Source organism: Salmonella sp. SJTUF15581, assembly GCF_043356775.1.
Classification (GTDB): Bacteria; Pseudomonadota; Gammaproteobacteria; order Enterobacterales; family Enterobacteriaceae; genus Salmonella; species Salmonella enterica.
On record NZ_JBEUJY010000002.1, the window covers coordinates 163,896 to 185,893 of the forward strand.

At 52.7% G+C, this 21,998-nt stretch carries 21 protein-coding genes and 1 CRISPR repeat array; of the genes, 2 read left to right on the forward strand and 19 right to left on the reverse strand.

What is annotated here, in order from left to right:
- Positions 1-54: 54 nt before the first annotated feature.
- The 10 genes from ABVN36_RS04315 to cysD form a co-directional block, all read right to left on the reverse strand.
- On the reverse strand, positions 55-681 hold the full coding sequence (locus tag ABVN36_RS04315) for a protein-L-isoaspartate(D-aspartate) O-methyltransferase (protein ID WP_000253545.1): 627 nt from the start codon (positions 679-681) through the stop codon (positions 55-57).
- On the reverse strand, positions 675-1,436 hold the full coding sequence (surE, locus tag ABVN36_RS04320; RefSeq protein WP_001221538.1) for a 5'/3'-nucleotidase SurE: 762 nt from the start codon (positions 1,434-1,436) through the stop codon (positions 675-677). The genes ABVN36_RS04315 and surE overlap by 7 nt, the downstream gene beginning before the upstream one ends.
- Positions 1,417-2,466: a tRNA pseudouridine(13) synthase TruD gene (gene truD / locus ABVN36_RS04325; protein WP_020899156.1), complete on the reverse strand. Its 1,050-nt coding sequence runs from the start codon at positions 2,464-2,466 to the stop codon at positions 1,417-1,419. The genes surE and truD overlap by 20 nt, the downstream gene beginning before the upstream one ends.
- The gene (gene ispF / locus ABVN36_RS04330) at positions 2,463-2,942 is read right to left on the reverse strand and encodes a 2-C-methyl-D-erythritol 2,4-cyclodiphosphate synthase (protein WP_001219245.1); all 480 of its coding nucleotides are present in this window, start codon (positions 2,940-2,942) and stop codon (positions 2,463-2,465) included. Before ispF ends, truD begins: the two co-directional genes overlap by 4 nt.
- Complete coding sequence (gene ispD / locus ABVN36_RS04335; RefSeq protein ID WP_000741653.1) at positions 2,942-3,652, reverse strand: 2-C-methyl-D-erythritol 4-phosphate cytidylyltransferase; 711 nt, start codon at positions 3,650-3,652, stop codon at positions 2,942-2,944. The genes ispF and ispD overlap by 1 nt, the downstream gene beginning before the upstream one ends.
- 18 nt (positions 3,653-3,670) lie before the next feature.
- Positions 3,671-3,982: a cell division protein FtsB gene (ftsB, locus tag ABVN36_RS04340; protein WP_000517480.1), complete on the reverse strand. Its 312-nt coding sequence runs from the start codon at positions 3,980-3,982 to the stop codon at positions 3,671-3,673.
- 190 nt (positions 3,983-4,172) lie between these two features.
- Positions 4,173-4,496, reverse strand: coding sequence for a DUF3561 family protein (locus ABVN36_RS04345; protein WP_001537530.1), 324 nt, complete (start codon positions 4,494-4,496; stop codon positions 4,173-4,175).
- A 50-nt stretch (positions 4,497-4,546) separates the two neighbouring features.
- The gene (gene cysC, locus ABVN36_RS04350; RefSeq protein WP_001173663.1) at positions 4,547-5,152 is read right to left on the reverse strand and encodes an adenylyl-sulfate kinase; all 606 of its coding nucleotides are present in this window, start codon (positions 5,150-5,152) and stop codon (positions 4,547-4,549) included.
- A complete protein-coding gene (gene cysN / locus ABVN36_RS04355; protein WP_023137841.1) occupies positions 5,139-6,578 on the reverse strand; it encodes a sulfate adenylyltransferase subunit CysN in 1,440 nt (479 codons plus the stop codon). Before cysN ends, cysC begins: the two co-directional genes overlap by 14 nt.
- A gap of 9 nt (positions 6,579-6,587) precedes the next feature.
- Positions 6,588-7,496 (reverse strand): sulfate adenylyltransferase subunit CysD, encoded by a 909-nt coding sequence (gene cysD, locus ABVN36_RS04360; RefSeq protein WP_000372384.1) that lies wholly within the window; start codon positions 7,494-7,496, stop codon positions 6,588-6,590.
- Between the two features lie 250 nt (positions 7,497-7,746).
- Between cysD and ABVN36_RS04365 the strand changes: the two genes are divergently transcribed.
- Positions 7,747-8,793 (forward strand): aminopeptidase, encoded by a 1,047-nt coding sequence (locus ABVN36_RS04365; RefSeq protein WP_000490481.1) that lies wholly within the window; start codon positions 7,747-7,749, stop codon positions 8,791-8,793.
- A 14-nt stretch (positions 8,794-8,807) separates the two neighbouring features.
- A CRISPR array of direct repeats spans positions 8,808-10,727; the repeat unit is 29 nt; unit sequence CGGTTTATCCCCGCTGGCGCGGGGAACAC.
- Positions 10,728-10,823: 96 nt separating this feature from the next.
- Here ABVN36_RS04365 and cas2e read toward each other — a convergent pair.
- The 8 genes from cas2e to ABVN36_RS04405 form a co-directional block, all read right to left on the reverse strand.
- Positions 10,824-11,117: a type I-E CRISPR-associated endoribonuclease Cas2e gene (gene cas2e, locus ABVN36_RS04370; RefSeq protein WP_001518648.1), complete on the reverse strand. Its 294-nt coding sequence runs from the start codon at positions 11,115-11,117 to the stop codon at positions 10,824-10,826.
- Entirely contained in the window at positions 11,117-12,037 is a 921-nt protein-coding gene (cas1e, locus tag ABVN36_RS04375; RefSeq protein WP_023137838.1) for a type I-E CRISPR-associated endonuclease Cas1e, read from the reverse strand. The genes cas2e and cas1e overlap by 1 nt, the downstream gene beginning before the upstream one ends.
- Positions 12,034-12,684: a type I-E CRISPR-associated protein Cas6/Cse3/CasE gene (gene cas6e / locus ABVN36_RS04380; RefSeq protein WP_000281478.1), complete on the reverse strand. Its 651-nt coding sequence runs from the start codon at positions 12,682-12,684 to the stop codon at positions 12,034-12,036. The genes cas1e and cas6e overlap by 4 nt, the downstream gene beginning before the upstream one ends.
- On the reverse strand, positions 12,666-13,412 hold the full coding sequence (cas5e, locus tag ABVN36_RS04385) for a type I-E CRISPR-associated protein Cas5/CasD (RefSeq protein ID WP_023137837.1): 747 nt from the start codon (positions 13,410-13,412) through the stop codon (positions 12,666-12,668). The genes cas6e and cas5e overlap by 19 nt, the downstream gene beginning before the upstream one ends.
- 10 nt (positions 13,413-13,422) lie before the next feature.
- Entirely contained in the window at positions 13,423-14,481 is a 1,059-nt protein-coding gene (cas7e, locus tag ABVN36_RS04390; protein ID WP_023137836.1) for a type I-E CRISPR-associated protein Cas7/Cse4/CasC, read from the reverse strand.
- A gap of 13 nt (positions 14,482-14,494) precedes the next feature.
- Positions 14,495-15,055, reverse strand: a complete 561-nt coding sequence (gene casB, locus ABVN36_RS04395; protein ID WP_023137835.1) for a type I-E CRISPR-associated protein Cse2/CasB — start codon at positions 15,053-15,055, stop codon at positions 14,495-14,497.
- Positions 15,052-16,608, reverse strand: coding sequence for a type I-E CRISPR-associated protein Cse1/CasA (gene casA, locus ABVN36_RS04400; RefSeq protein ID WP_023137834.1), 1,557 nt, complete (start codon positions 16,606-16,608; stop codon positions 15,052-15,054). Before casA ends, casB begins: the two co-directional genes overlap by 4 nt.
- A gap of 493 nt (positions 16,609-17,101) precedes the next feature.
- Complete coding sequence (locus ABVN36_RS04405; RefSeq protein WP_023137833.1) at positions 17,102-19,762, reverse strand: CRISPR-associated helicase/endonuclease Cas3; 2,661 nt, start codon at positions 19,760-19,762, stop codon at positions 17,102-17,104.
- 443 nt (positions 19,763-20,205) lie between these two features.
- Between ABVN36_RS04405 and sopD the strand changes: the two genes are divergently transcribed.
- A complete protein-coding gene (sopD, locus tag ABVN36_RS04410; RefSeq protein ID WP_075321918.1) occupies positions 20,206-21,159 on the forward strand; it encodes an SPI-1 type III secretion system effector SopD in 954 nt (317 codons plus the stop codon).
- A gap of 87 nt (positions 21,160-21,246) precedes the next feature.
- On the opposite strand, the gene cysH is transcribed toward sopD, so the two are convergent.
- Positions 21,247-21,981: a phosphoadenosine phosphosulfate reductase gene (gene cysH / locus ABVN36_RS04415; protein WP_001645986.1), complete on the reverse strand. Its 735-nt coding sequence runs from the start codon at positions 21,979-21,981 to the stop codon at positions 21,247-21,249.
- Positions 21,982-21,998 lie beyond the last annotated feature (17 nt).

Below are 21,998 nucleotides of genomic sequence, written 5' to 3' on the forward strand. Positions count from 1 at the left end.
CCAGGTATTCGTTTCGGCTTCATCAGGCGTAAGAGTGGGTGTTTGCAGAGCAAACTAGGCCAGCTCTCCCTTGACTAACGGGACGAAGCGAACGGCCTCCACGGTATCGATAATAAATTCGCCGCCCCGGCGACGCACGCGTTTCAAAAACTGCTGCTCATCGCCCACAGGCAGAACAAGAATGCCGCCTTCATCCAACTGTGCCATGAGCGCGGTAGGAATTTCCGGCGGCGCGGCCGTCACAATGATAGCGTCAAACGGCGCACGCGCCTGCCAGCCTTGCCAGCCATCGCCATGACGGGTAGAAACATTATGTAAATCGAGCTGCTTCAGGCGGCGGCGCGCCTGCCATTGCAGCCCCTTAATCCGCTCAACGGAGCAAACGTGATGTACCAGATGCGCCAGAATCGCCGTCTGATAGCCGGAACCAGTGCCAATTTCCAACACCCTGGATTGCGGCGTCAGTTCGAGCAGTTCCGTCATTCGCGCCACCATATAGGGCTGCGAAATCGTCTGACCCTGGCCTATCGGCAAAGCGATATTTTCCCAGGCCTTATGTTCAAACGCTTCATCAATAAATTTCTCGCGCGGCACTGCGGCAAGCGCATTAAGCACCTGCTCATCTCTGATGCCCTGCGCGCGCAATTGTTCAAGAAGAGCCTGTACACGTCCACTTACCATTGCGTGCCAACTCCCACGCTGTCTAACCAGTCTGAAACCACATCATGCGCGCTGTGCGCGGTTAAATCCACATGCAACGGCGTGACGGAGACGTAGCCTTCATCCACCGCCGCGAAATCGGTATCCGGCCCGGCATCGTATTTATCGCCCGGCGGGCCAATCCAGTACAATGTATTACCGCGCGGATCTTCCTGCGGGATTACTTTATCCGCTGGATGGCGGCTACCACAGCGAGTCACGCGGATGCCTTTAACCTGCGCTAACGGTAGATCCGGGACATTCACGTTGAGAATACGCCCGGTACGCAACGGCTCCCGGCTTAACCCTCGCAAAAGCGCGCAAGTCACGGCTGCAGCCGTATCATAATGCTGATAGCCGTTAAGGGAGACCGCTAATGCCGGAAAGCCGAGATGACGACCTTCCATCGCCGCGGCGACAGTACCGGAATAGATCACATCATCGCCCAGATTCGGACCCGCGTTAATACCGGAAACGACAATATCCGGACGCGGACGCATTAAGGCATTAACGCCCAGATAGACGCAATCGGTCGGCGTCCCCATCTGTACGGCGATATCGCCATTATCAAAGGTAAAAGTACGAAGCGAAGATTCCAGCGTGAGGGAATTAGACGCGCCGCTGCGGTTACGATCCGGGGCTACGACCTGTACATCAGCAAACTCACGCAGCGCTTTCGCCAGCGTTTGTATACCGGGCGCGTGAACCCCGTCATCGTTACTCAGCAATATGCGCATAATCACCCATTGTGTTGATCAGTTCCCTTACTACGCTGGTGGCAAAACTGCCTGCGGGCAGCCAGAAACGTAACTCGACGGTAACGTCATCCCACCAGTTCCAGCTTAATTGTTGCGGATAAAGCAGCATCGCTCTGCGCGACGCTTCTACTTTTTCGCGCAGCAACAGCGATTGCAACACCGTTTCCTGGGCAATGGCATCTTGCTCAAACGCCAGCGCCGCACGCTGTGTTCCCCACTCTCCGCTGCCCGGTAACGACGCTGTAATCATCAGCTCTTTTTCGTCTACCCGGCGCTGCAATTCAGGCAGTTCTTCAGATGTCGCGACGAACCAGCTTCCACGCCCCGCTAATTGTAGCGCATCGCCGTCAACAACTTGATTAAAGTCTGGTTTCTTCAGCCGCTGGTGAACAATTTGATTAAACAACGCGCTACGTGCCGCCGACAACCAAAAACTGCGTTTATTGCGATCGCGCACCGGCGCGTTACTTTGCGCCCAGCGCAGCGCGCCCTGCAAGTTGCTGCCGCCAATGCCGAATCGCTGTGCGCCGAAATAGTTCGGCACGCCGCCATCGCGAATCGCCTGCAATCGTGTTTCGACATCGCGGCGATCGCTTATTTCACGCAACACCAGCGTAAAGGCATTGCCTTTCAGCGCGCCTAAACGCAGCTTACGCTTGTGACGCGCGTATTCCAGCACTTTACAACCTTCCAGCTGAAAGGCGCTGAAATCGGGCATCTCTTTCCCCGGCACGCGCGCGCACAGCCACTGCTCGGTAACGGCGTGTTTATCTTTTTGCCCGGCAAAGCTCACTTCGCGAGTGTGAATTTTCAGGAATTTCGCCAGCGCGTCAGCGACAAAACGGGTATTGCAACCGTTTTTCAAAATACGCAGCAGAATGTGCTCGCCTTCACCATCCGGCGTAAAGCCTAAATCTTCAACCACCACAAAATCTTCCGGATTCGCTTTCAGCAATCCGCTACCTTGTGGTTTTCCGTGCAGCCAGGTGAGATTGTCAAACTCTGTCATTTCGCCGCCTTCATCAGCAGCGCGACCGCTTCGCAGGCAATGCCTTCTCCGCGTCCGGTAAATCCGAGCTTTTCCGTCGTCGTCGCCTTCACGTTAACCTCATCCATATGGCAGCCGAGATCTTCGGCGATAAAGACGCGCATTTGCGGAATATGCGGCAGCATTTTCGGCGCCTGCGCAATAATGGTGACATCTACGTTGCCGAGGGTGTACCCCTTCGCCTGAATACGACGCCAGGCTTCACGCAGTAGTTCGCGGCTATCCGCTCCCTTAAATGCCGGATCGGTATCCGGGAAGAGCTTGCCGATATCGCCAAGCGCCGCCGCACCCAGCAGCGCATCGGTCAGCGCATGTAACGCCACATCGCCATCGGAATGCGCCAATAGCCCTTTTTCATAAGGGATACGCACGCCGCCAATAATAATCGGCCCTTCTCCGCCAAACGCGTGTACGTCAAAACCGTGTCCAATTCGCATTATGCTTTCTCCTGGTGGATGGTTCGGGTCAGATAAAATTCCGCCAGCGCCAGATCTTCCGGACGGGTGACCTTGATGTTATCCGCGCGACCTTCTACCAGCGCCGGATGAAAACCACAATATTCCAGCGCTGACGCTTCGTCGGTGATGGTCGCGCCTTCATTCAGCGCACGCGTCAGACAATCGTGCAAGAGTTCGCGGGGGAAAAACTGCGGGGTGAGCGCGTGCCATAAATCGGCGCGCTCTACGGTATGGGCAATAGCGTTCTTCCCCGGTTCGCCGCGTTTCATGGTGTCGCGCACCGGACTGGCGAGGATACCGCCGACCCGGCTGTTTTCGCTGATGGTCAGCAACCGCGCAAGGTCATCCTGATGCAAACAGGGTCTTGCCGCGTCGTGCACCAGCACCCACTGCGCCTTTGCAACGGCCTGTAACCCGGCCAAAACGGAATCAGCGCGTTCGTTGCCGCCATCCACAACGGTGATTTGCGGATGATTCGCCAGCGGAAGTTGGGCAAAGCGATGATCGCCAGGGCTGATAGCAATAACAACGCGTGTCACCCGAGGATGCGCCAGCAGCGCATGAACTGAGTGCTCCAGAATGGTTTTATTACCGATTGAGAGATACTGCTTAGGACATTCTGTTTGCATTCGGCGGCCAAATCCGGCAGCCGGCACCACGGCGCAAACGTCCAATAAAGTGGCTGCCATGTTAAATCCCTGGATGGTTTATCGATGAGTTTGCCCCGCCGTTGCCGCGCGTTTTGAGGCGTCAGGCACCAGACGATAGAAGGTTTCGCCCGGTTTGGTCATGCTAAGTTCGTTGCGCGCGCGCTCCTCAATCGCTTCCTGGCCGCCATTGAGATCGTCAATTTCGGCAAAAAGCTGATCGTTACGCGCTTTAAGTTTGGCGTTTGTCGCCTGCTGCGCGACCACATCATCGTTGACGCGGCTATAGTCATGTATGCCGTTCTTACCGAACCACAGCGAGTACTGTAGCCAGACCAGTAAAGCCAGCAACAGCAGCGTTAGTTTACCCATCCTGCCCCCTGAAAAACGGCATCATCATCCCATAACGTCCTCTGTGACTCCACATTAAGGACGGGATTGCCGCGACAACGCCGGCAAATGTACCACATTTGCCGGATGTTACGTATACCCGAGTAAGGAGAACATAATCTCATTGTTGGTTACGGTTTGAATTATGACCGGAGGCGCAGTGATAACCCGTCTACCCTAATAGCCATATGAATAACGCGCCGAACAGCGCGCCTACGGCCAGTAGAGTAAACATGATGCTAAAAAGTATTTTGCCCTTTACCAACAGATGCAACGCAATGCCGATAATCACCGATACCGGCATTAACGCGAGGAAAAAGGGCCAGGTATAGAGGAAAAAAAACAGCGTGTTAGGGCCATAAAGCAGAAAAGGGATCCCCAACGCCAGCAGCCATGACACAAAGCCGACCACCGCCCCCGGAAATGCACTGGTGGCGTCATCGTCGACCATGAAGGCGTCTGACCTTGTGAAAGTAATGTTATGGCTATTACGCATATTAAATCCTGTAACCTTGACCATACCGGGCATACAAGCCCGGTGGTGTCTCAGGATCTGATAATATCGCGCCGTCTCAGCAGGTCTAATAATTGGGAAACCAAATTTGTTACTAATTGTTCACCATTAAGATGAACCTGTGGCGAGTCAGGCGCTTCGTAAATGGCGTCGATGCCGGTAAAGTTACGCAACTCGCCCGCACGCGCTTTTTTATACAACCCTTTAGGATCGCGCTGTTCACAGATAGCCAGCGGCGTATTGACATAAATCTCGATAAAACGATCGTGGCCGACGCGCTCTTTTACCAGTTGCCGCTCGGCGCGGTGCGGAGAAATAAATGCCGTCAAAACAATCAGGCCGGCGTCCGCCATCAGGCTGGCCACTTCGCCTACCCGCCGGATATTCTCCTGGCGATCGGCATCGCTAAAGCCTAAATCACGGCACAAACCGTGGCGCACATTATCGCCATCCAACAGGTAGGTACTGACGCCACGCTGATGTAACGCCTCTTCCAGCGCGCCGGCCACCGTTGATTTTCCCGAACCGGAGAGTCCGGTAAACCACAGCACCACGCCACGGTGGCCGTGGAGCTGTTCACGGGCGGCGACAGTAACGGGATGAGAGTGCCAGACCACGTTCTCATCATGCAGCGCCATGTTTATCTCCCAGCAAATCTCGGGCGTCCCAGTGCGGAAAATGACGGCGTACCAGCGCATTCAGCTCCAGCTCAAACGCACTGTATTCCACGGGCGGCGTCGCTCCGCGTTCGTCCAGTTCCCGCACCATGCCAGCGCCCACGGTAACGTTAGAAAGCCGGTCGATAAAAATCAGTCCGCCCGTCACCGGATTTTGCTGATAAATATCCAGCGCGAGCGGCTCATCGAATGTCATCTCTACCAGACCAATACCGTTTAACGGCAGGCTCTCGACGTCTCGTTGGGTCAGATTGTTGATATCAATCTGATAGCGAATAGCCTCGATACGCGCGCGGGTTTTCTTACCCGCGAGTTTAACGTCGTAGCTTTGGCCCGGCGCCAGCGGCTGTTCCGCCATCCATACCACGTCGATCGCGGCGTGCCGCGCAGGTGCCAGCGTCTCGTTTGCCGCCAGCAGCAGATCGCCGCGGCTAATATCAATGTCGTCGTTGAGTACCAGGGTAATGGCTTCGCCCGCACAGGCTTCTTCTTTATCGCCATCAAAAGTGACGATACGCGCCACGCTGGATTCCACGCCAGACGGCAGCACTTTAATGCGCTCTCCGACTTTGACGCTACCAGACGCCAGAGTGCCGGCATACCCCCGAAAATCAAGATTCGGGCGATTGACGTATTGTACCGGAAAGCGCATCGGCTGACGGTCTATCGCACGCTGTATGTCTACCGTTTCCAGGACTTCCAGCAGCGTCGGACCGCTGTACCAGCGCATATTCGCGCTCTGCGCGGCGACATTATCCCCTTCCAGCGCCGAAAGCGGGACAAAGCGAATATCCAGATCGCCCGGCAACTGTTCAGCAAAGGTCAGGTAATCTTCACGAATACGGGCGAAGGTCTCTTCGCGGTAGTCAACGAGATCCATTTTGTTGATTGCCACCACCAGGTGTTTGATCCCCAACAGAGTGGAGATAAAGCTATGACGACGCGTCTGATCCAGCACGCCTTTACGCGCGTCGATCAGTAGGATCGCCAGATCGCAGGTGGACGCTCCGGTCGCCATATTACGAGTATATTGTTCATGGCCCGGCGTGTCGGCGATAATAAATTTTCGTTTTTCCGTGGAGAAATAGCGGTACGCGACGTCAATAGTAATGCCCTGCTCACGCTCGGCCTGCAGCCCATCTACCAGCAGCGCCAGATCGAGTTTTTCTCCCTGCGTGCCATGACGTTTACTGTCATTATGCAGAGAAGAGAGCTGATCTTCGTAAATTTGCAGGGTATCGTGCAGCAAACGACCTATCAGCGTACTTTTACCGTCATCAACGCTGCCACAGGTTAAAAAACGCAGCAGGCTTTTGTGTTGTTGGGCAATCATCCAGGCTTCGACGCCGCCTTCATTGGCGATTTGTTGTGCAAGTATGGTGTTCATGGCGACTCCTTAGAAATACCCCTGACGTTTTTTAAGCTCCATCGACCCCGCCTGATCGCGGTCAATCATCCTCCCCTGGCGCTCGCTGGTGGTAGAAACCAGCATCTCTTCGATAATTTCCGGCAGCGTTTGCGCGTGGGATTCCACCGCCCCGGTGAGCGGCCAACAGCCAAGTGTACGGAAGCGCACCATCCTTTTTTTGATGACTTCGCCAGGCTGGAGATCGATACGATCGTCATCCACCATCATCAACATGCCGTCACGTTCCAGAACCGGGCGTTCAGCAGCCAAATACAGCGGCACGATGTCGATGTTTTCCAGCCAGATGTATTGCCAGATATCCTGCTCTGTCCAGTTGGAGAGCGGGAAGACGCGTATACTTTCGCCTTTATTAATCTGACCGTTATAGTTACGCCACAACTCTGGCCGCTGATTTTTCGGGTCCCAGCGATGGAAACGGTCACGAAAGGAGTAAATACGTTCTTTCGCGCGGGATTTTTCCTCATCGCGCCGTGCGCCGCCGAACGCGGCATCAAAACCGTACTTATTCAGCGCCTGCTTTAACCCTTCGGTTTTCATAATGTCGGTGTGTTTAGCGCTACCGTGAACGAACGGATTGATACCCATCGCCACGCCTTCCGGATTTTTATGTACCAGCAATTCGCAGCCGTATGCGTTGGCGGTACGATCGCGAAAGGCGTACATCTCACGGAATTTCCAACCGGTATCAACGTGCAATAGCGGGAACGGTAACGTACCCGGATAAAACGCCTTACGCGCCAGATGCAGCATGACGCTGGAGTCTTTACCAATAGAGTACAGCATGACCGGATTAGCGAATTCCGCTGCCACTTCACGGATAATGTGGATACTTTCCGCCTCCAGTTGCCGCAGGTGGGTGAGTCGTTTTTGATCCATAACCGTTCCTTTGCAATACCGTTTTTTGCTAAACATTTCGATTACACGACTATAGGGAGCGCAGGAGAGTGAATGAAATGACGAATTGGAATGAGTAGTTCCTCAAAGGAATAACGCGGCCCAAAAACCAATATCAAAAAATGCTTAACGTACCGGATTGCCAGCATTTAGGAGCAAATGAAATTGTATTAACACGATCGCGGTTTCATACTAGCCACGTAAAATTTTGTTCTGTATTTAAGGACTCATTATGTTTTCCGCAACGCGCCGCTTTGCCGTCATTCTGGCGCTCGGCGTAGGCTTTATCCTTCCTGCACAAGCAGCATCACCAGGGCCTGGTGAAATAGCGAATACTCAGGCACGACATATCGCCACCTTTTTTCCCGGGAGAATGACGGGCTCCCCCGCCGAGATGTTGTCTGCCGATTATTTACGCCAACAATTTACCCAGATGGGATACCAAAGCGATATTCGAACGTTTAATAGCCGATTTATTTATACCACGAAGGATAATCGCAAAAACTGGCATAACGTGACGGGCAGTACGGTCATCGCCGCCCATGAAGGGCGCGTGCCGCAACAGATCATCATTATGGCGCATCTGGATACGTACGCTCCGCAGAGCGACGCTGATGTCGATGCCAATCTGGGCGGTTTAACGTTACAGGGAATGGATGATAATGCCGCGGGATTAGGCGTTATGCTGGAACTGGCGGCGCGTCTGAAAGATATACCGACCCATTACGGGATTCGTTTTATCGCCACCAGCGGGGAAGAAGAGGGAAAGCTAGGCGCGGAAAATTTACTCAAACGAATGAGTGACGCTGAGAAGAAAAATACGCTGCTGGTGATTAATCTCGATAACCTGATTGTTGGCGACAAGCTCTATTTTAATAGCGGGAAAAATACGCCTGAAGCGGTGCGTACACTGACCCGCGATCGGGCATTAGCGATTGCGCGCCGTTATGGTATCGCCGCCAACACCAATCCGGGACGCAATCCATCCTACCCCAAAGGAACGGGTTGCTGTAATGATGCGGAGGTTTTCGATAAAGCGGGAATATCGGTGCTTTCTGTTGAGGCGACGAACTGGAACCTGGGTAAAAAAGACGGATACCAGCAACGTGTGAAAAATGCATCCTTCCCGAACGGCAATAGCTGGCACGACGTACGGCTTGATAATCAACAGCATATTGACAAGGCGCTGCCAGGGCGGATTGAGCGCCGTAGCCGCGATGTAGTGCGGATAATGCTGCCGTTGGTAAAAGAGCTGGCGAAGGCGGAAAAAACGTCCTGATATGCTGGTGAAACGTGTTTATCCCCGCTGACGCGGGGAACATTTTTCAGCCCTTGCCGACTGCGGAACGCCCCTCGGTTTATCCCCGCTGGCGCGGGGAACACTGGCGCCAGAAATATTCATGATCATCGGGATTCGGTTTATCCCCGCTGGCGCGGGGAACACTTCATATTCCAGAAAATGCCTGGGTGATGATCCGGTTTATCCCCGCTGGCGCGGGGAACACGGTCTGACCGATGACGATTTCAAGATAAGCGACGGTTTATCCCCGCTGGCGCGGGGAACACCCCCGCAATACGCATCAAATGTTCGATATCGACGGTTTATCCCCGCTGGCGCGGGGAACACGGATATGAAATTCAGACGTCAGGAACGCTATTCGGTTTATCCCCGCTGGCGCGGGGAACACTGGCGGCTATCTGCTACGCGGGCGTGGCCGCACGGTTTATCCCCGCTGGCGCGGGGAACACTATGACCTGAAATAGCTCCTCCGGATCTCCGCCGGTTTATCCCCGCTGGCGCGGGGAACACTCAACAGAAAATACGTTATTTGTCTGGTCTGTCGGTTTATCCCCGCTGGCGCGGGGAACACTCTATTAACCGGGACTCAGGGAACGTTGCGCCAGGTTTATCCCCGCTGGCGCGGGGAACACTTACGACCGAACCACACCGATAAAAAAAACGACGGTTTATCCCCGCTGGCGCGGGGAACACCAGCTCCAGATCGCGGGCACCGCTGGCGAACTCGGTTTATCCCCGCTGGCGCGGGGAACACCGCGACTGGTGGGCGTTCGCGGAGAAATTCGGCGGTTTATCCCCGCTGGCGCGGGGAACACGGGGCTATATGGAGCTAAACAGGATGTGGATTCGGTTTATCCCCGCTGGCGCGGGGAACACCTCGGACTGACTCATTTTGGAGAGTATTTTTTCGGTTTATCCCCGCTGGCGCGGGGAACACTTGTACGATTTCGGCCAGTCGTCATAAAATCCCGGTTTATCCCCGCTGGCGCGGGGAACACGAACCGAGCGGCCCGAATAGCTCGGTGGCGCGCGGTTTATCCCCGCTGGCGCGGGGAACACAATAGAATGCTACCTAGCAAAAGACGTTTATTCGGTTTATCCCCGCTGGCGCGGGGAACACACTCAAAGGCCCGAAAGGCGAACCTGCGCCAGCGGTTTATCCCCGCTGGCGCGGGGAACACCGACGCAGATCACCAATCAGGCGGATATCAGCCGGTTTATCCCCGCTGGCGCGGGGAACACGTTGTGACGAGTTCGTCGTCTTTTTTTTCGCTCGGTTTATCCCCGCTGGCGCGGGGAACACTAGGGAACCTGGCTAAAGTGTCTGAAGGCTACCGGTTTATCCCCGCTGGCGCGGGGAACACCTCCGCTAGAAACGCGCCGCTTTCGTGGCATACGGTTTATCCCCGCTGGCGCGGGGAACACTTTAAAACTGGCTCCCATTTTTTCCATCCCACCGGTTTATCCCCGCTGGCGCGGGGAACACAAGCACCGCGACAACACGCTGTCGATGAAGCGCGGTTTATCCCCGCTGGCGCGGGGAACACGTATATCAGCGCAATAGTGTGAGTTAATTGCGCGGTTTATCCCCGCTGGCGCGGGGAACACCTCTGGATGTGTCAACAAATCGTTGATGCGGGCGGTTTATCCCCGCTGGCGCGGGGAACACTTGTTCTTCTCTCACCCACATACAAGCATCTACGGTTTATCCCCGCTGGCGCGGGGAACACGACACACTCTCAGGAGTGGAAAGTCGTCGAATTGGTTTATCCCCGCTGGCGCGGGGAACACACCCAATCAGATCCGGTCTCAGTGTCCAGGAACGGTTTATCCCCGCTGGCGCGGGGAACACATTATTCCCAGCGTTTGGGTGTTTAAATCATCCGGTTTATCCCCGCTGGCGCGGGGAACACACTAAAACTATATATTTGTTCTAAAAGCCCTTTTTTACTACCTAACAAACTACCAACGGTAAGATAACAATTCCTTATTATTAAAGAACATTCAACTTATTGATTTTCAACAGGAAGAAAAGAAACTAATCTAAGTCCATCCAAATCTACCGGAATACGTCTGTTTTCACCCCAGGTCTGGAACTCAAAACCAGACTCAGTATTTGTTGCCCAAGCCATTACTACGTTTCCGACTCCGCCAAGCTGTGTGATCTGTTGCCAAATCATTTCCCGAATACGCTTCGAGGTATCGCCAACATAAACACCTGCACGAACCTCGAGTAACCAGACGGCAAGACGTCCCCGCAGGCGCGGCGGTACGTTTTCCGTGACTACAACCACCATACTCATCAACCATGCCCCCGATGGCCGCTATCACCCAATGATTCAGGTTCCGGTATTGCTGGCGGCAGCATATCCGGCGCAGGCTGAGGTGGTTTAATTTCACCGGCAGCGAGCACCTCTTCGATCGGCGGGATCAATTTTCCGGTCAGCTTCGAACTGCGAAAAATATCCCGGCAGGCCAGGCGCACTTCTTTATCAGGTTCCGCCGGGTGACGAGCGGCGATCTCAAATGCTTTGGGCACCACCGATTCAAATTTGATGATATCGGCAATGTCATAAACAAAAGAAAGCGGCTTACCGCTATGGATAAAACCGATAGCCGGCGCATATCCCGCCGCCAGGATAGCCGCTTCTGAAATCCCGTACAGGCACGATGTCGCCGCGCTAATACATCGGTTGACGACATCCCCCTTCTCCCAGTCTTTCGGATCATAGTTACGACCATGCCATTTCACGCCATACTGCTTCGCCAGTAATGCATAGGTCGCCCGCACACGGGATCCTTCAATACCGCGCAGTTGCTCAACGGAACGACGGGCGGGAGGCGGCTCACGAAAACGCAGCTCATACATTTTGCGGACTACTTTAAGCCGCAGGTCATCATCTAACGCCAGCTTTGCCTGATAAAGCAACTTATCGGCTCGTGCGCCTCCGGGTTGTCCGGAGGAATAGACCCGCACTCCCGCCTCGCCCACCCATACCAACAGGGTGCCGACCGTTGATGCCAAATGCACTGCCGCATGGGAAACCCGCGTTCCCGGTTCCAGCATGATACAAGCGACCGAACCGACGGGAATATGCGTGCGGACTCCCGTTTTATCGATCAGCACGAATGCCCCATCCAGCACGTCAATTTGACCGTACTGGAGGAAGATCATCGAGGTTCGATCTTTTAACGGGATCGGGTTGAGCGGTACGAACGTCACGCGTCGTCTCCGGGTTTGATCATCATCATTCCGCAGCCAAACGCCCGGCTTTTACCGTACCCCTGCGCCAGACGTTGCAGGAAAAGCACGGGATCGTTAAGCACCAGCACGCCGGTATAGTCCACGCTGCTAAACTGAATCATCTGCCGGGATTTCTCTCGACGTATCTGCTGCTGCCGATAAGCATCAACGCTCGTTTCGCGCAGGGTGAAGCCATTTTGCTCCCCCTGGCGCGCCAACCACGTCAGCGCCGCCTGCTGCTGATAAGACCAAATATCCTGGCTATCACCCTGCGTTTTACGCTGGCGTTTCGCCTCCATCAGCAAATCGTGACGCTTGCCGTTTTTGCAAACCGTCGGATTGGCGCGCAAGTTAAACCGCAGCGTCTGTCCCGCGCTCAGCATTGGCGCAAATGGGCGAGTCTGCACGTCAAAAATCGCGCTGGCGGCAGGCTGTTCCTGTGAGAGAACAAAAAAGCGAAACGCGCCCTGTAACTCTTCGCGGCGATAAAGAAACTGCCGTTCCTTGCCGCCGGGAAAGAGATCCCATAACCACTGGTGCATCACGTACTCGCCGCGCTCCACCAGATGCAAGAGCTGTGCCGGCGAAAGCTCGCTGGTGTGCAGCGTTATTCTTGAGAGATACACGCGTCCTCCTTGCGGAGCCACGGCCCCTGATTCACGCTACGTTCACCGAACAGCCATTGCTGGCGGCTCAACGGCATGTCGCGACGACGTAAAATTTTGTTCGCCGTTAAGCCATCGTGTTCACCTTCCCACCAGCATTCATTCTGTAATCCGGGGAGAGTCAGTTTCAGCGTATTGAATTTATCCTGATACCAACGATATGCTTCACGCAGGACATCCGCCGCACTCCCTTCCAGCAGTTGCGGCGCAAGCGGCAACGCCAGAGGGTGACTTTTGCGCCCCAGATACAGCGGGAACACAGGATGTTGTAACGCCGCCTGAAGCTGCGCCAACGTGTAAGGCGCGTCCGGCGTCGCGCTGACAGCGATCATCCACCAGGCGTCGGTGTAGTAGTCGCGTCGGGAAATCAGCGCGCTCAGTAACTCAGGAGCCTGCAACTCTTCACGGCGGCTGAAGTAACGTGCCTTACGTACCTCTTTCGGCATCTGCACCGTGTGATAATCCCGCGCCCAGCGCGGGTTGCCGCTGGCGCACAGCAAAAATTGGTAATGACGATTGAAGGCGTTTAGCCGTTCCTCCTCATCGCGGCGAATACCCAGCGCCGCAGCTAATAACCCCAACAGCGCAGAACGCGAAGGAAGTTCATGGCTGTGGCGCACTTCGCCTGGCGCATCCACGCCCCAAGAGGCCATCGGCCCATGAAGCTGAAAAACCAGATATTGGCTCATAAGCCGCCCCTTACGCGCAGATGAAGTCAAGCACGTCTTTCATGCTTCCCTGCTGATTCATAACGTTAAAGTCTTTGAACGCCGTCTCCTGTACATAGACCGCATTCATATTTTCACGCAGCGCGGTAATACGCTTAACCGCAACGTTCAATTGGTCTGTACCGTTGATCGGTTCATAAAACGCGGCCGCCAGTGAACGTGGTTGGTCGGTGCCTTTTTCGGCCAGCGCCCACGAGGCATAGGCACGGCTGGCAAAGCTGTTCTGTTTGCCGGTCGGCGACACTTTCAGCGCCGCTTCAGTAAAGGCGCGCAGCGTTTTGTTTGCCAGTTCTTCATTGCCGTTCAGGTTTTTCACCAGCAGATCTTTGTCGATGCAGATATAGGTGTAAAACAGCGCGGAGCCAAAGCCGGCTTCGCCGAGATGGCCTGCGCCTGCATCTTCTGCCGATGCCTGGCGTAGGTCATCCACAGCGGTAAAGAAATCGTCTTCGATGATCGTTTCGCTGACGCCGAAGGCGTGGGCGACCTGGCAGGCGGCTTCCACGTTAAAATCAGTTTTCTTCGCTAACATCCGGCCAAACATGGCAATATCGACGGCCATGCGATCGTGACGTAACAGTTCCGCTTCCTCTTCTGTTGCCGGACGTTTTTCTTCTGCCAGACGGCGCGCCAGCGCTTTCACGGCCTCAAACTCAGCAGGGCTGATATGCACCAGTTGCTCGGTTTCAGCATTCGTCAAATCTTCTTTGGGTTTCTTATCCTCTTTTACCTTGCCAAAGCAGTTGGCGATGTTCTTGACGTACTCAACCGCTTTTTTGGCGTCAATGCCGCTATCAACGAGGATTTGCGCCGCCTCACGAGCAATGCGACCAGTACGAATACCAATATGGCCAGCTAATGCCTGTTCAAATAACTCAGATGTACGCCAGGCGCGTTTCAGGCTCTGAGAGGAGATACGCAGACGTGTTGCTCCGCCAAGCACCACGGTTTTTGGCGCACCGGTATCATCACGGTTCAGGTTAGCGGCGGGGTAAGCGGTCAGTAAATGGAGCTGAATAAACGTTGTCATAAAGATATCCCTGTTAATCTTGTTCGTTATCGGTATCGCCATCGCCGGCCTGGTAGTATTCCAGCGCCCAGCGGATACGGAGAAATTCGGTTGGCCGCTGCTGACGGCGATGGTGGCTCAGCAAGTCGTCTTGTTCCTGACACCAGCGGAAAATATCGTCCGCCAGAGAAATTAGATTTACCGAACCATCAAGCAACTGCACTGCACGACGCAACTGGCGTAATAGCTCGTCGGGTGTTTTCACCGCAGACAGGCGGGAGAAGCGTAGTTTTGACATTACCGGATTGTCACCACTCTTCTTCTGTCCAAGCTGCGTAGCAAAACTCTGTCGCTCATCAATAAATTTGATATGCGCAGCCAGCACCGCAGTAATTGCCAATGCAGTAACATGCCAGGCTGCCTTGTTTTTCCACAACGAATGCGTCTGCATTAACAGCAAATGAAATCCCTCAGACAAGCAGGCCTCATTCACCGTTTTACTGCGCCGCAAGCTGGCCCGTGCACCCCGCTTCTCCTGTAAATCCTCATGCCATTTGCGCAGCGTGGCTTTGTGATCCTCTTGCACAATACTCATTCAGCAGCCTCCTGCTTCTTTGCTTTGGCGGCTTTCGCGCTTTGCTTTTCCGCCGATGAAGTAAAATATTTTTTGCGCGCCTTCATGATGCGCTCCAGATCGCTGCTCTCGTAGGGGTTGGTAAAGACGTGATCATCGAAGTAACAACGGGTAAACAGCCAAAGTTCTCTTTGCCATTTATTCAGCCTTTCGTCCGGCTTCTGACCGTTTTCCAGATCGTGGATCAGATTGAGAAAGCGCCCCTGCGTCAGGTTCCAGAAATCAATATCGATAAAACTGAAATCACCCCGCGCATCCTTCGCATTAGTGAACCACGCTTCTTTTAGCGCACCGCGTAGCAGGCTGAGGAGGCGGGTAGCAGTTTGTGTTGCTTTACGTAAATCAGGAATCAGACCTTCCGTCATCAGCAACGGAAAGTGATGCTCATACCAGCAGCGAATTTTCATATTGTCGAAATCCGCGCCAAAGCCCCAGATCCCCGCTTTGACATCCCTGAGGCGACGTGCGTTAAACACGTTAACAACCAGCGCCGGATATTCTTTATTCGCTTCCGTCTGGTTGTTCTGACTTAACCCCAGCCAGTCGCGCCAGATAAGGCCGCCAGGCTGCGGTTTAACGGAAAAGAAGGCGTTTTGATCTTTTACCGGGGCGCGATAAGGCGTCAGCGGGTGCCGCCAGCCATCGTAGTTAACGCCGTAGTTCTTGACGGTCATAAAGCCAAGAAGCTCATCACTTTCAGCGCCGCAAATATCGCAGCAACCTGACTGTAAGGTGGCAAAATCCAGGCGGATACGACGCGGCATCCCCCAGTACGCCTGGAGTTTATTGACCTGCTCCGGCGTGGTAACGGCATTCGCCTGCTCGCTGGTCCGCGTCGCGGCAAGCCACGGGAAAACGGCCGCATCACACTGGTCTGATAAAGGCAGATCCGCAACATCCTGCGGCATTACGTTGAGCCACAGCTTGCGCCAGAGCGGCGTTTGCCGTTCGCCCTGATATTCCTGCAATTCAACCAGCGTGGTCAGCGGCCCACCGCCGCGCAGCCCGGTACGATAGCCTTTGCCGCCCGCAGGCGCGTTAAGCTGCAACGAGAACAGCGCCAGCGCCGCGCAGTGTGGACAAAAACGTTCCGTTACGCCGCGTTTGATAAAATGGTCTTTATTGAACTTCGTGGTTTGCGCGCCAGGTATTTCCGGCAACAATGAGGCGATCGACACTTTTTCGCCGGTTAACGGTTCAAAATCCTGCATAAAAGACGGCGTTTCCGCGCCAAACTGAAAAGCGTGTTCTAACGGTGCTAATGCCTTATGGAGCGCATCGGCATGCAATCCATCAAACCAGATATCCTCCCAGTTTTTGTATCTTTTCGGCGCGATACTGCATTGCAGCAATCCCAACAGAAACTGCCAGGCCGCTCCCTGCAAATCTGCTCGCGTTGCGGCAATATCCACCACGTTTTCATCCGCCAGATCGACGGGGGCCAACTTACCCGTGGAGCCGTCTTTGAAACGGACGGGGAGCCAGGGCGTTGTCAGTAAATTTATCGGAAACATACTTTTCCTTACCTGATGCGCCGATCCATGGCGCAAAAGTGTTCCCTGTAATGTTAGCGAACTGACAGTTGAAAGCTAACTGACAGCTTCTTACCCAGACGAATCATCAACCGACAGCACAATTGTTTGTATCGGTTTGTTTTTTCTTCCATGGGAGATCCCTTACTATTGATAACAGCTAAGCCCAGGAAGTAGTATCAAGCTGCGAGACATGATTAGGCTTCAGGGCGTTTCTTCTTATGGAAAGGCTCTGGAGCTTTAATCCACATGAATTAAGAGTGATAGTACACCTCTCACCAAAAAAACAAAAGGTAATAAAGGCCGATATAAAAATTAGCAGTACCTGAAGACATCATAAACAGCAAAATCTGTTAAACTGCTAAGGTTCCCCTCAATGGGGTTCAACCAGTAATTAAGGCCGATATCGGTGTTATGCTATGGTGTTCCCCGCGCCAGCGGGGATAAGCCCCGGCGCCCTTCGGCGCCGGGCAATCTACTCCATTTTCCCGGTCAATCCCTCATTCGCTGAGTAACCGCATGCTGCTGAGTCCGTTACCACGATCACGATGGCAAAATCCTTATTCTGATGTTGTTCAACGCACCACTGTTGAAACGATTCGCCTTTTAACCGTTCAAACTCGTCTTTATGTTTATCCCACCAGCTCTGACGTACCCGCAGCACACTCATCTCCCAGGCGTGTTCACCGCTGGCATAAGGGGTTACGACGCCATCCACGATTTTCGCCAGCCACAGCGTGACAGACTCTTCCGCCAACCGCGTTGACATTTTCTCCGGTAAAGAATCGCTAATTTCAGCACAGTAGCCCGGCGCAAAGTTAAGCAGCATCTGGCCGGCAAATGCCCGGTCGCAATAAAATTTGCCTTCCTGCAATTGCTCGGTTTTTGCAAATCCAACCGGCATGTTGACATGCTCGCCGTAGACCGACTCAATCAACAATCGGGCAGATTGCGGCATCCGAATCGTCCCCTGCTCACGTAATATGCGCTGCGTCAGCCACATGCGCCCATGATCGGGATAGACATAGGCGCTGTTACGCATGGCGCTGGATAACCAGTTCTCTCTCGGCGCGTCATCCCACTCCGGAGCAAGAATGCGCAGCACTGGCGTCTCTCGCTCATCCTGCCCAGTCTTTTTCACCAGACCGTTACGATCGCGAATATGACGCTGTAGTCGACCGGCCCGCTGAATTAATAAATCCACCGGCGCTAAATCAGAGATCATCTCATCGCAGTCAATATCCAGACTTTGTTCGATGACCTGCGTGGCGATAATGACCTTACCGGCACGTTGCGCACCGCTCTGTTTGCCAAAGAGATTCAGCGTCTGCGACTCAATCCGCTGACGATCGTGAAAAGCAAAGCGACTATGGAAGAGTAAAAGGTTTTCCGTGGCGACGACCTTACTCAGTTGAAGCTGGCGATAGATACGAATCGCATCATCAACGGAGTTACGTATCCAGGCGATACAGTTTCCTTTTTCCACTGCTTCACCTATACGTTCAAGACACGACTCTTCACTATGTAGCCAGCCAATATCTACGCTACGCTCAACCTCTTTGCGTGTATCAACCCGCTGAGAAATCAGCTCTGTTTGTGTGACCTGAGTCAGCCAGGGATAATCGTCATGGCCTAGCAACGGCGCCTGCACACTACGCCTCACGCCACGGGAAAATGCCGCCACCAGCTTATCTCGCTGCTGCTGCGATAGCGTCGCAGATAACAGAATAGTGGCGTTGCCATTACTGGCCTGCCGTTCGATCAAACCTTCAAGTATTCGGGACATCCATGCATCACAGGCATGGATCTCATCAGCCAGTAAAATCTTGTTGCTAAGACCCAGTAACCGCAGGTTGTTATGTTTAAATGGCATTACCGCCATCATCGCCTGATCCAACGTGCCTACGCCAACCTCCGCCAACAACGCTTTTTTATTGCTGTCGGCAAACCAGGCGGCGCATCCCTGACTATAAGGCTGCGCTTCATCGGGTTCTTCCGTACCAGAAAGAGTGACCGACCATATTGACTGATTGAAACGATCCATTAAACGACGCGCGCTATGCGCCAGAATAAGGCTGGGACGGGAGTCCGGCTGATACAGCGCCAGCCAGGTGTTCGCCATACGTTCAAACATCGCGTTGGCTGTCGCCATTGTCGGTAGTCCAAAATAGAGTCCCTGCGCTTTACCTGCCGCCATCAGTCGATGAGCTAATATGAGCGCCGCCTCTGTTTTTCCGGCCCCGGTGACATCTTCAAGAATAAAGAGTTGGGCGCCATCCACGTTGATATCCAGCTCAAGCGCCTTTTGTTGTAACGGTGTGGGATGCTGAATAAAAGGGAAAAGCGTTTCTATGCCCGTAAAGGCAGACACATTCGCCGCTGAGGGAAATAGCGTGATGGCAGTTTGTGCTTTAGCGAGAGCTTGCTGCCAGTAGGTATCAACAGGCATTTTTTCCGCAGTACGCGGAAAATAACGGCTGGCGGAACCAGTCCAGTCAGCCAGTACAACCGCAGCGGAAATAAACCAGGAAAGTTGCTGAAATTGGTCGATACCCTCATCTTCATCCCAGGCTTCAGGCAAGGTAATTAAAGGAAAGAGCGCTTTTATTCTCAGAAGAAAATCTCTTGCCGCATCTTTATCCTGCTGGCGAAAATGGTCCAGCTCCTGGATTGCCTCTGGAGGGCGTCCATGATGACCTGTAGTGACTGGCATCCAAAGCGCCATAACGCGCTTACTTTTACGAACTGAAAGCGAAGAAGGAGGAAACAATTCAGGGCATTCACTTAGCCAGGAGTTCCACAACACGTATCCCAGCGTGGTATGCGCGATTTTTTCATAATGCCGTGTAGGCTCATTAAAGATGTTTAAAGCCTCATGACGGTATAGTTGCTGGAAGGAATGAGCAAATTTTCCAATATCATGCCAACATAAAATCCAGGCAAAAAATTGCGCCGCCTGCTCCTTATCCTGGATGCCTAATTTTTTTAGATAGTGGTCAATAAAATAAATATTATTTATCACCATCCAGTAACCCACAGCCGCAACATCTAAAGAATGCCAGCAAAGCAAATGGTAATCATCACCGCCGTCAGTTTCTCCTCGTCGAGACTTTCCCCAATAGTGATATATCGACACGTAAACTCCAGCATGTGGATAATAAAAGCACTCTACGCCTTTTTAATGGTCTTTTTTGTTGATATATCTCACAAAAATTGCACCTCCTGAGATTACATTTAAATATGCTCACTCAACTTTATATATTCTTCAGAAATATTTACCCCACGAATAATTATTATAAATTTTTCCGCTCTTTTCTTCTGGAAGAAGCGATCAAAGAGGCTTCTTCCAACGCCCCCTGCATAAACCAAAATTTAAAAAAACGACCATTTGCGGCGAATCATCTACCTTTTGTCTGAATTATCGTCACCACAAAGGATTACCAACCATAAATGTGCCGTATTAATAATGTCGTTCAAATTCTCTCCTGTAGTAAACTTTATCTGTTTAATAAAAAAGAGAGAATTGAACGATATATTTTACTCCGAATATTGAATAATATAAATTTGAAGGAAAATATTATGCCAGTCACTTTAAGCTTCGGTAATCATCAAAATTATACGCTTAATGAAAGTCGGCTTGCTCATCTGTTAAGCGCAGATAAAGAAAAAGCAATCCATATGGGGGGCTGGGATAAAGTCCAGGATCATTTTAGAGCGGAAAAAAAGGACCATGCGCTGGAAGTGTTACACTCCATCATTCACGGACAGGGCCGTGGTGAACCTGGAGAGATGGAAGTTAACGTAGAGGATATAAATAAAATTTACGCCTTTAAACGGCTACAACATCTGGCCTGCCCGGCTCATCAGGATCTGTTTACTATCAAGATGGACGCTTCTCAGACACAATTTTTACTTATGGTCGGCGACACGGTGATTAGCCAAAGCAGTATTAAGGACATCCTTAATATCTCAGATGATACAGTGATAGAATCTATGAGTAGAGAGGAGAGACAATTATTTTTACAAATATGTGAGGTGATTGGTTCGAAGATGACCTGGCACCCGGAATTACTTCAAGAGTCGATTTCAACTCTACGAAAAGAAGTGACGGGCAATGCACAAATCAAAGCGGCGGTTTATGAGATGATGCGTCCCGCAGAGGCTCCAGACCACCCGCTTGTCGAATGGCAGGACTCACTTACTGCAGATGAAAAATCGATGCTGGCCTGTATTAATGCCGGTAACTTTGAGCCTACAACTCAGTTTTGCAAAATAGGTTATCAGGAGGTACAAGGTGAAGTCGCTTTTAGCATGATGCATCCATGCATCTCCTATTTACTACATAGCTATTCACCGTTTGCAGAGTTTAAACCAACAAATTCCGGTTTTTTAAAAAAACTTAATCAGGATTATAACGACTATCATGCAAAAAAAATTTTTATTGATGTAATTCTTGAAAAGCTATATCTAACCCATGAACGTTCTTTGCACATTGGTAAAGATGGGTGCAGTCGTAACATATTACTGACATAAAGATAGTCAGTAATATAACCAATTTAAAATCCGGCTGCCTGCCGGATTTTTCATAACAGCAAGTATAATCATACCGCGTAAGGACAATCACCCTTCATGCAGCCCGCACTCGCGCTTCAGTCCGAAGAAGCGTGTCTCTTCTTCCGCCATACCCGGCTCCCATTTGCGGGTGGTGTGCGTATCGCCTACCGACAGATAGCCCTGATCCCACAGCGGATGGTATTTCAGACCGTGCTTTTGCAGATACTGGTAAACCGTGCGGTTATCCCAGTCGATAATCGGCAGCACTTTAAACACGCCGCGCTGGATAGCGAGAACGGGTAAATGCGCGCGGCTACCGGACTGCTCGCGACGCAGACCCGCAAACCACGTCTGCGCTTTCAGCTCTTTTAGCGCCCGGTTCATCGGCTCGACTTTGTTGATGTCATTGTATTTCTCAATACCTTCTACGCCCTGCTCCCACAGTTTGCCGTAGCGTGCCTCCTGCCAGGCCGGACTTTCGCCCGCGCGGTAAACTTTCAGGTTGAGTTTGAGTTTGTCCGTTAGCTCATCAATAAACTGATAGGTTTCCGGGAACAAATAGCCGGTATCGGTGAGGATCACCGGGATATCCGGGCGAATCTGGTTCACCAGGTGCAGGCTCACCGCCGCCTGGATACCAAAGCTTGAGGAGAGCACATATTCGCCGGGCAGATTTTCCAGCGCCCATGCCACGCGTTCTTCGGCAGTCAGCGTTTCCAGTTGAGCGTTGGTTTCCGCCAACGCCAGTACGCGATCGACTTTTGGCAGTTCATTCAATGCGTTGAGATCGAGTTGGGACATAAGTTCCTCACTGTTTG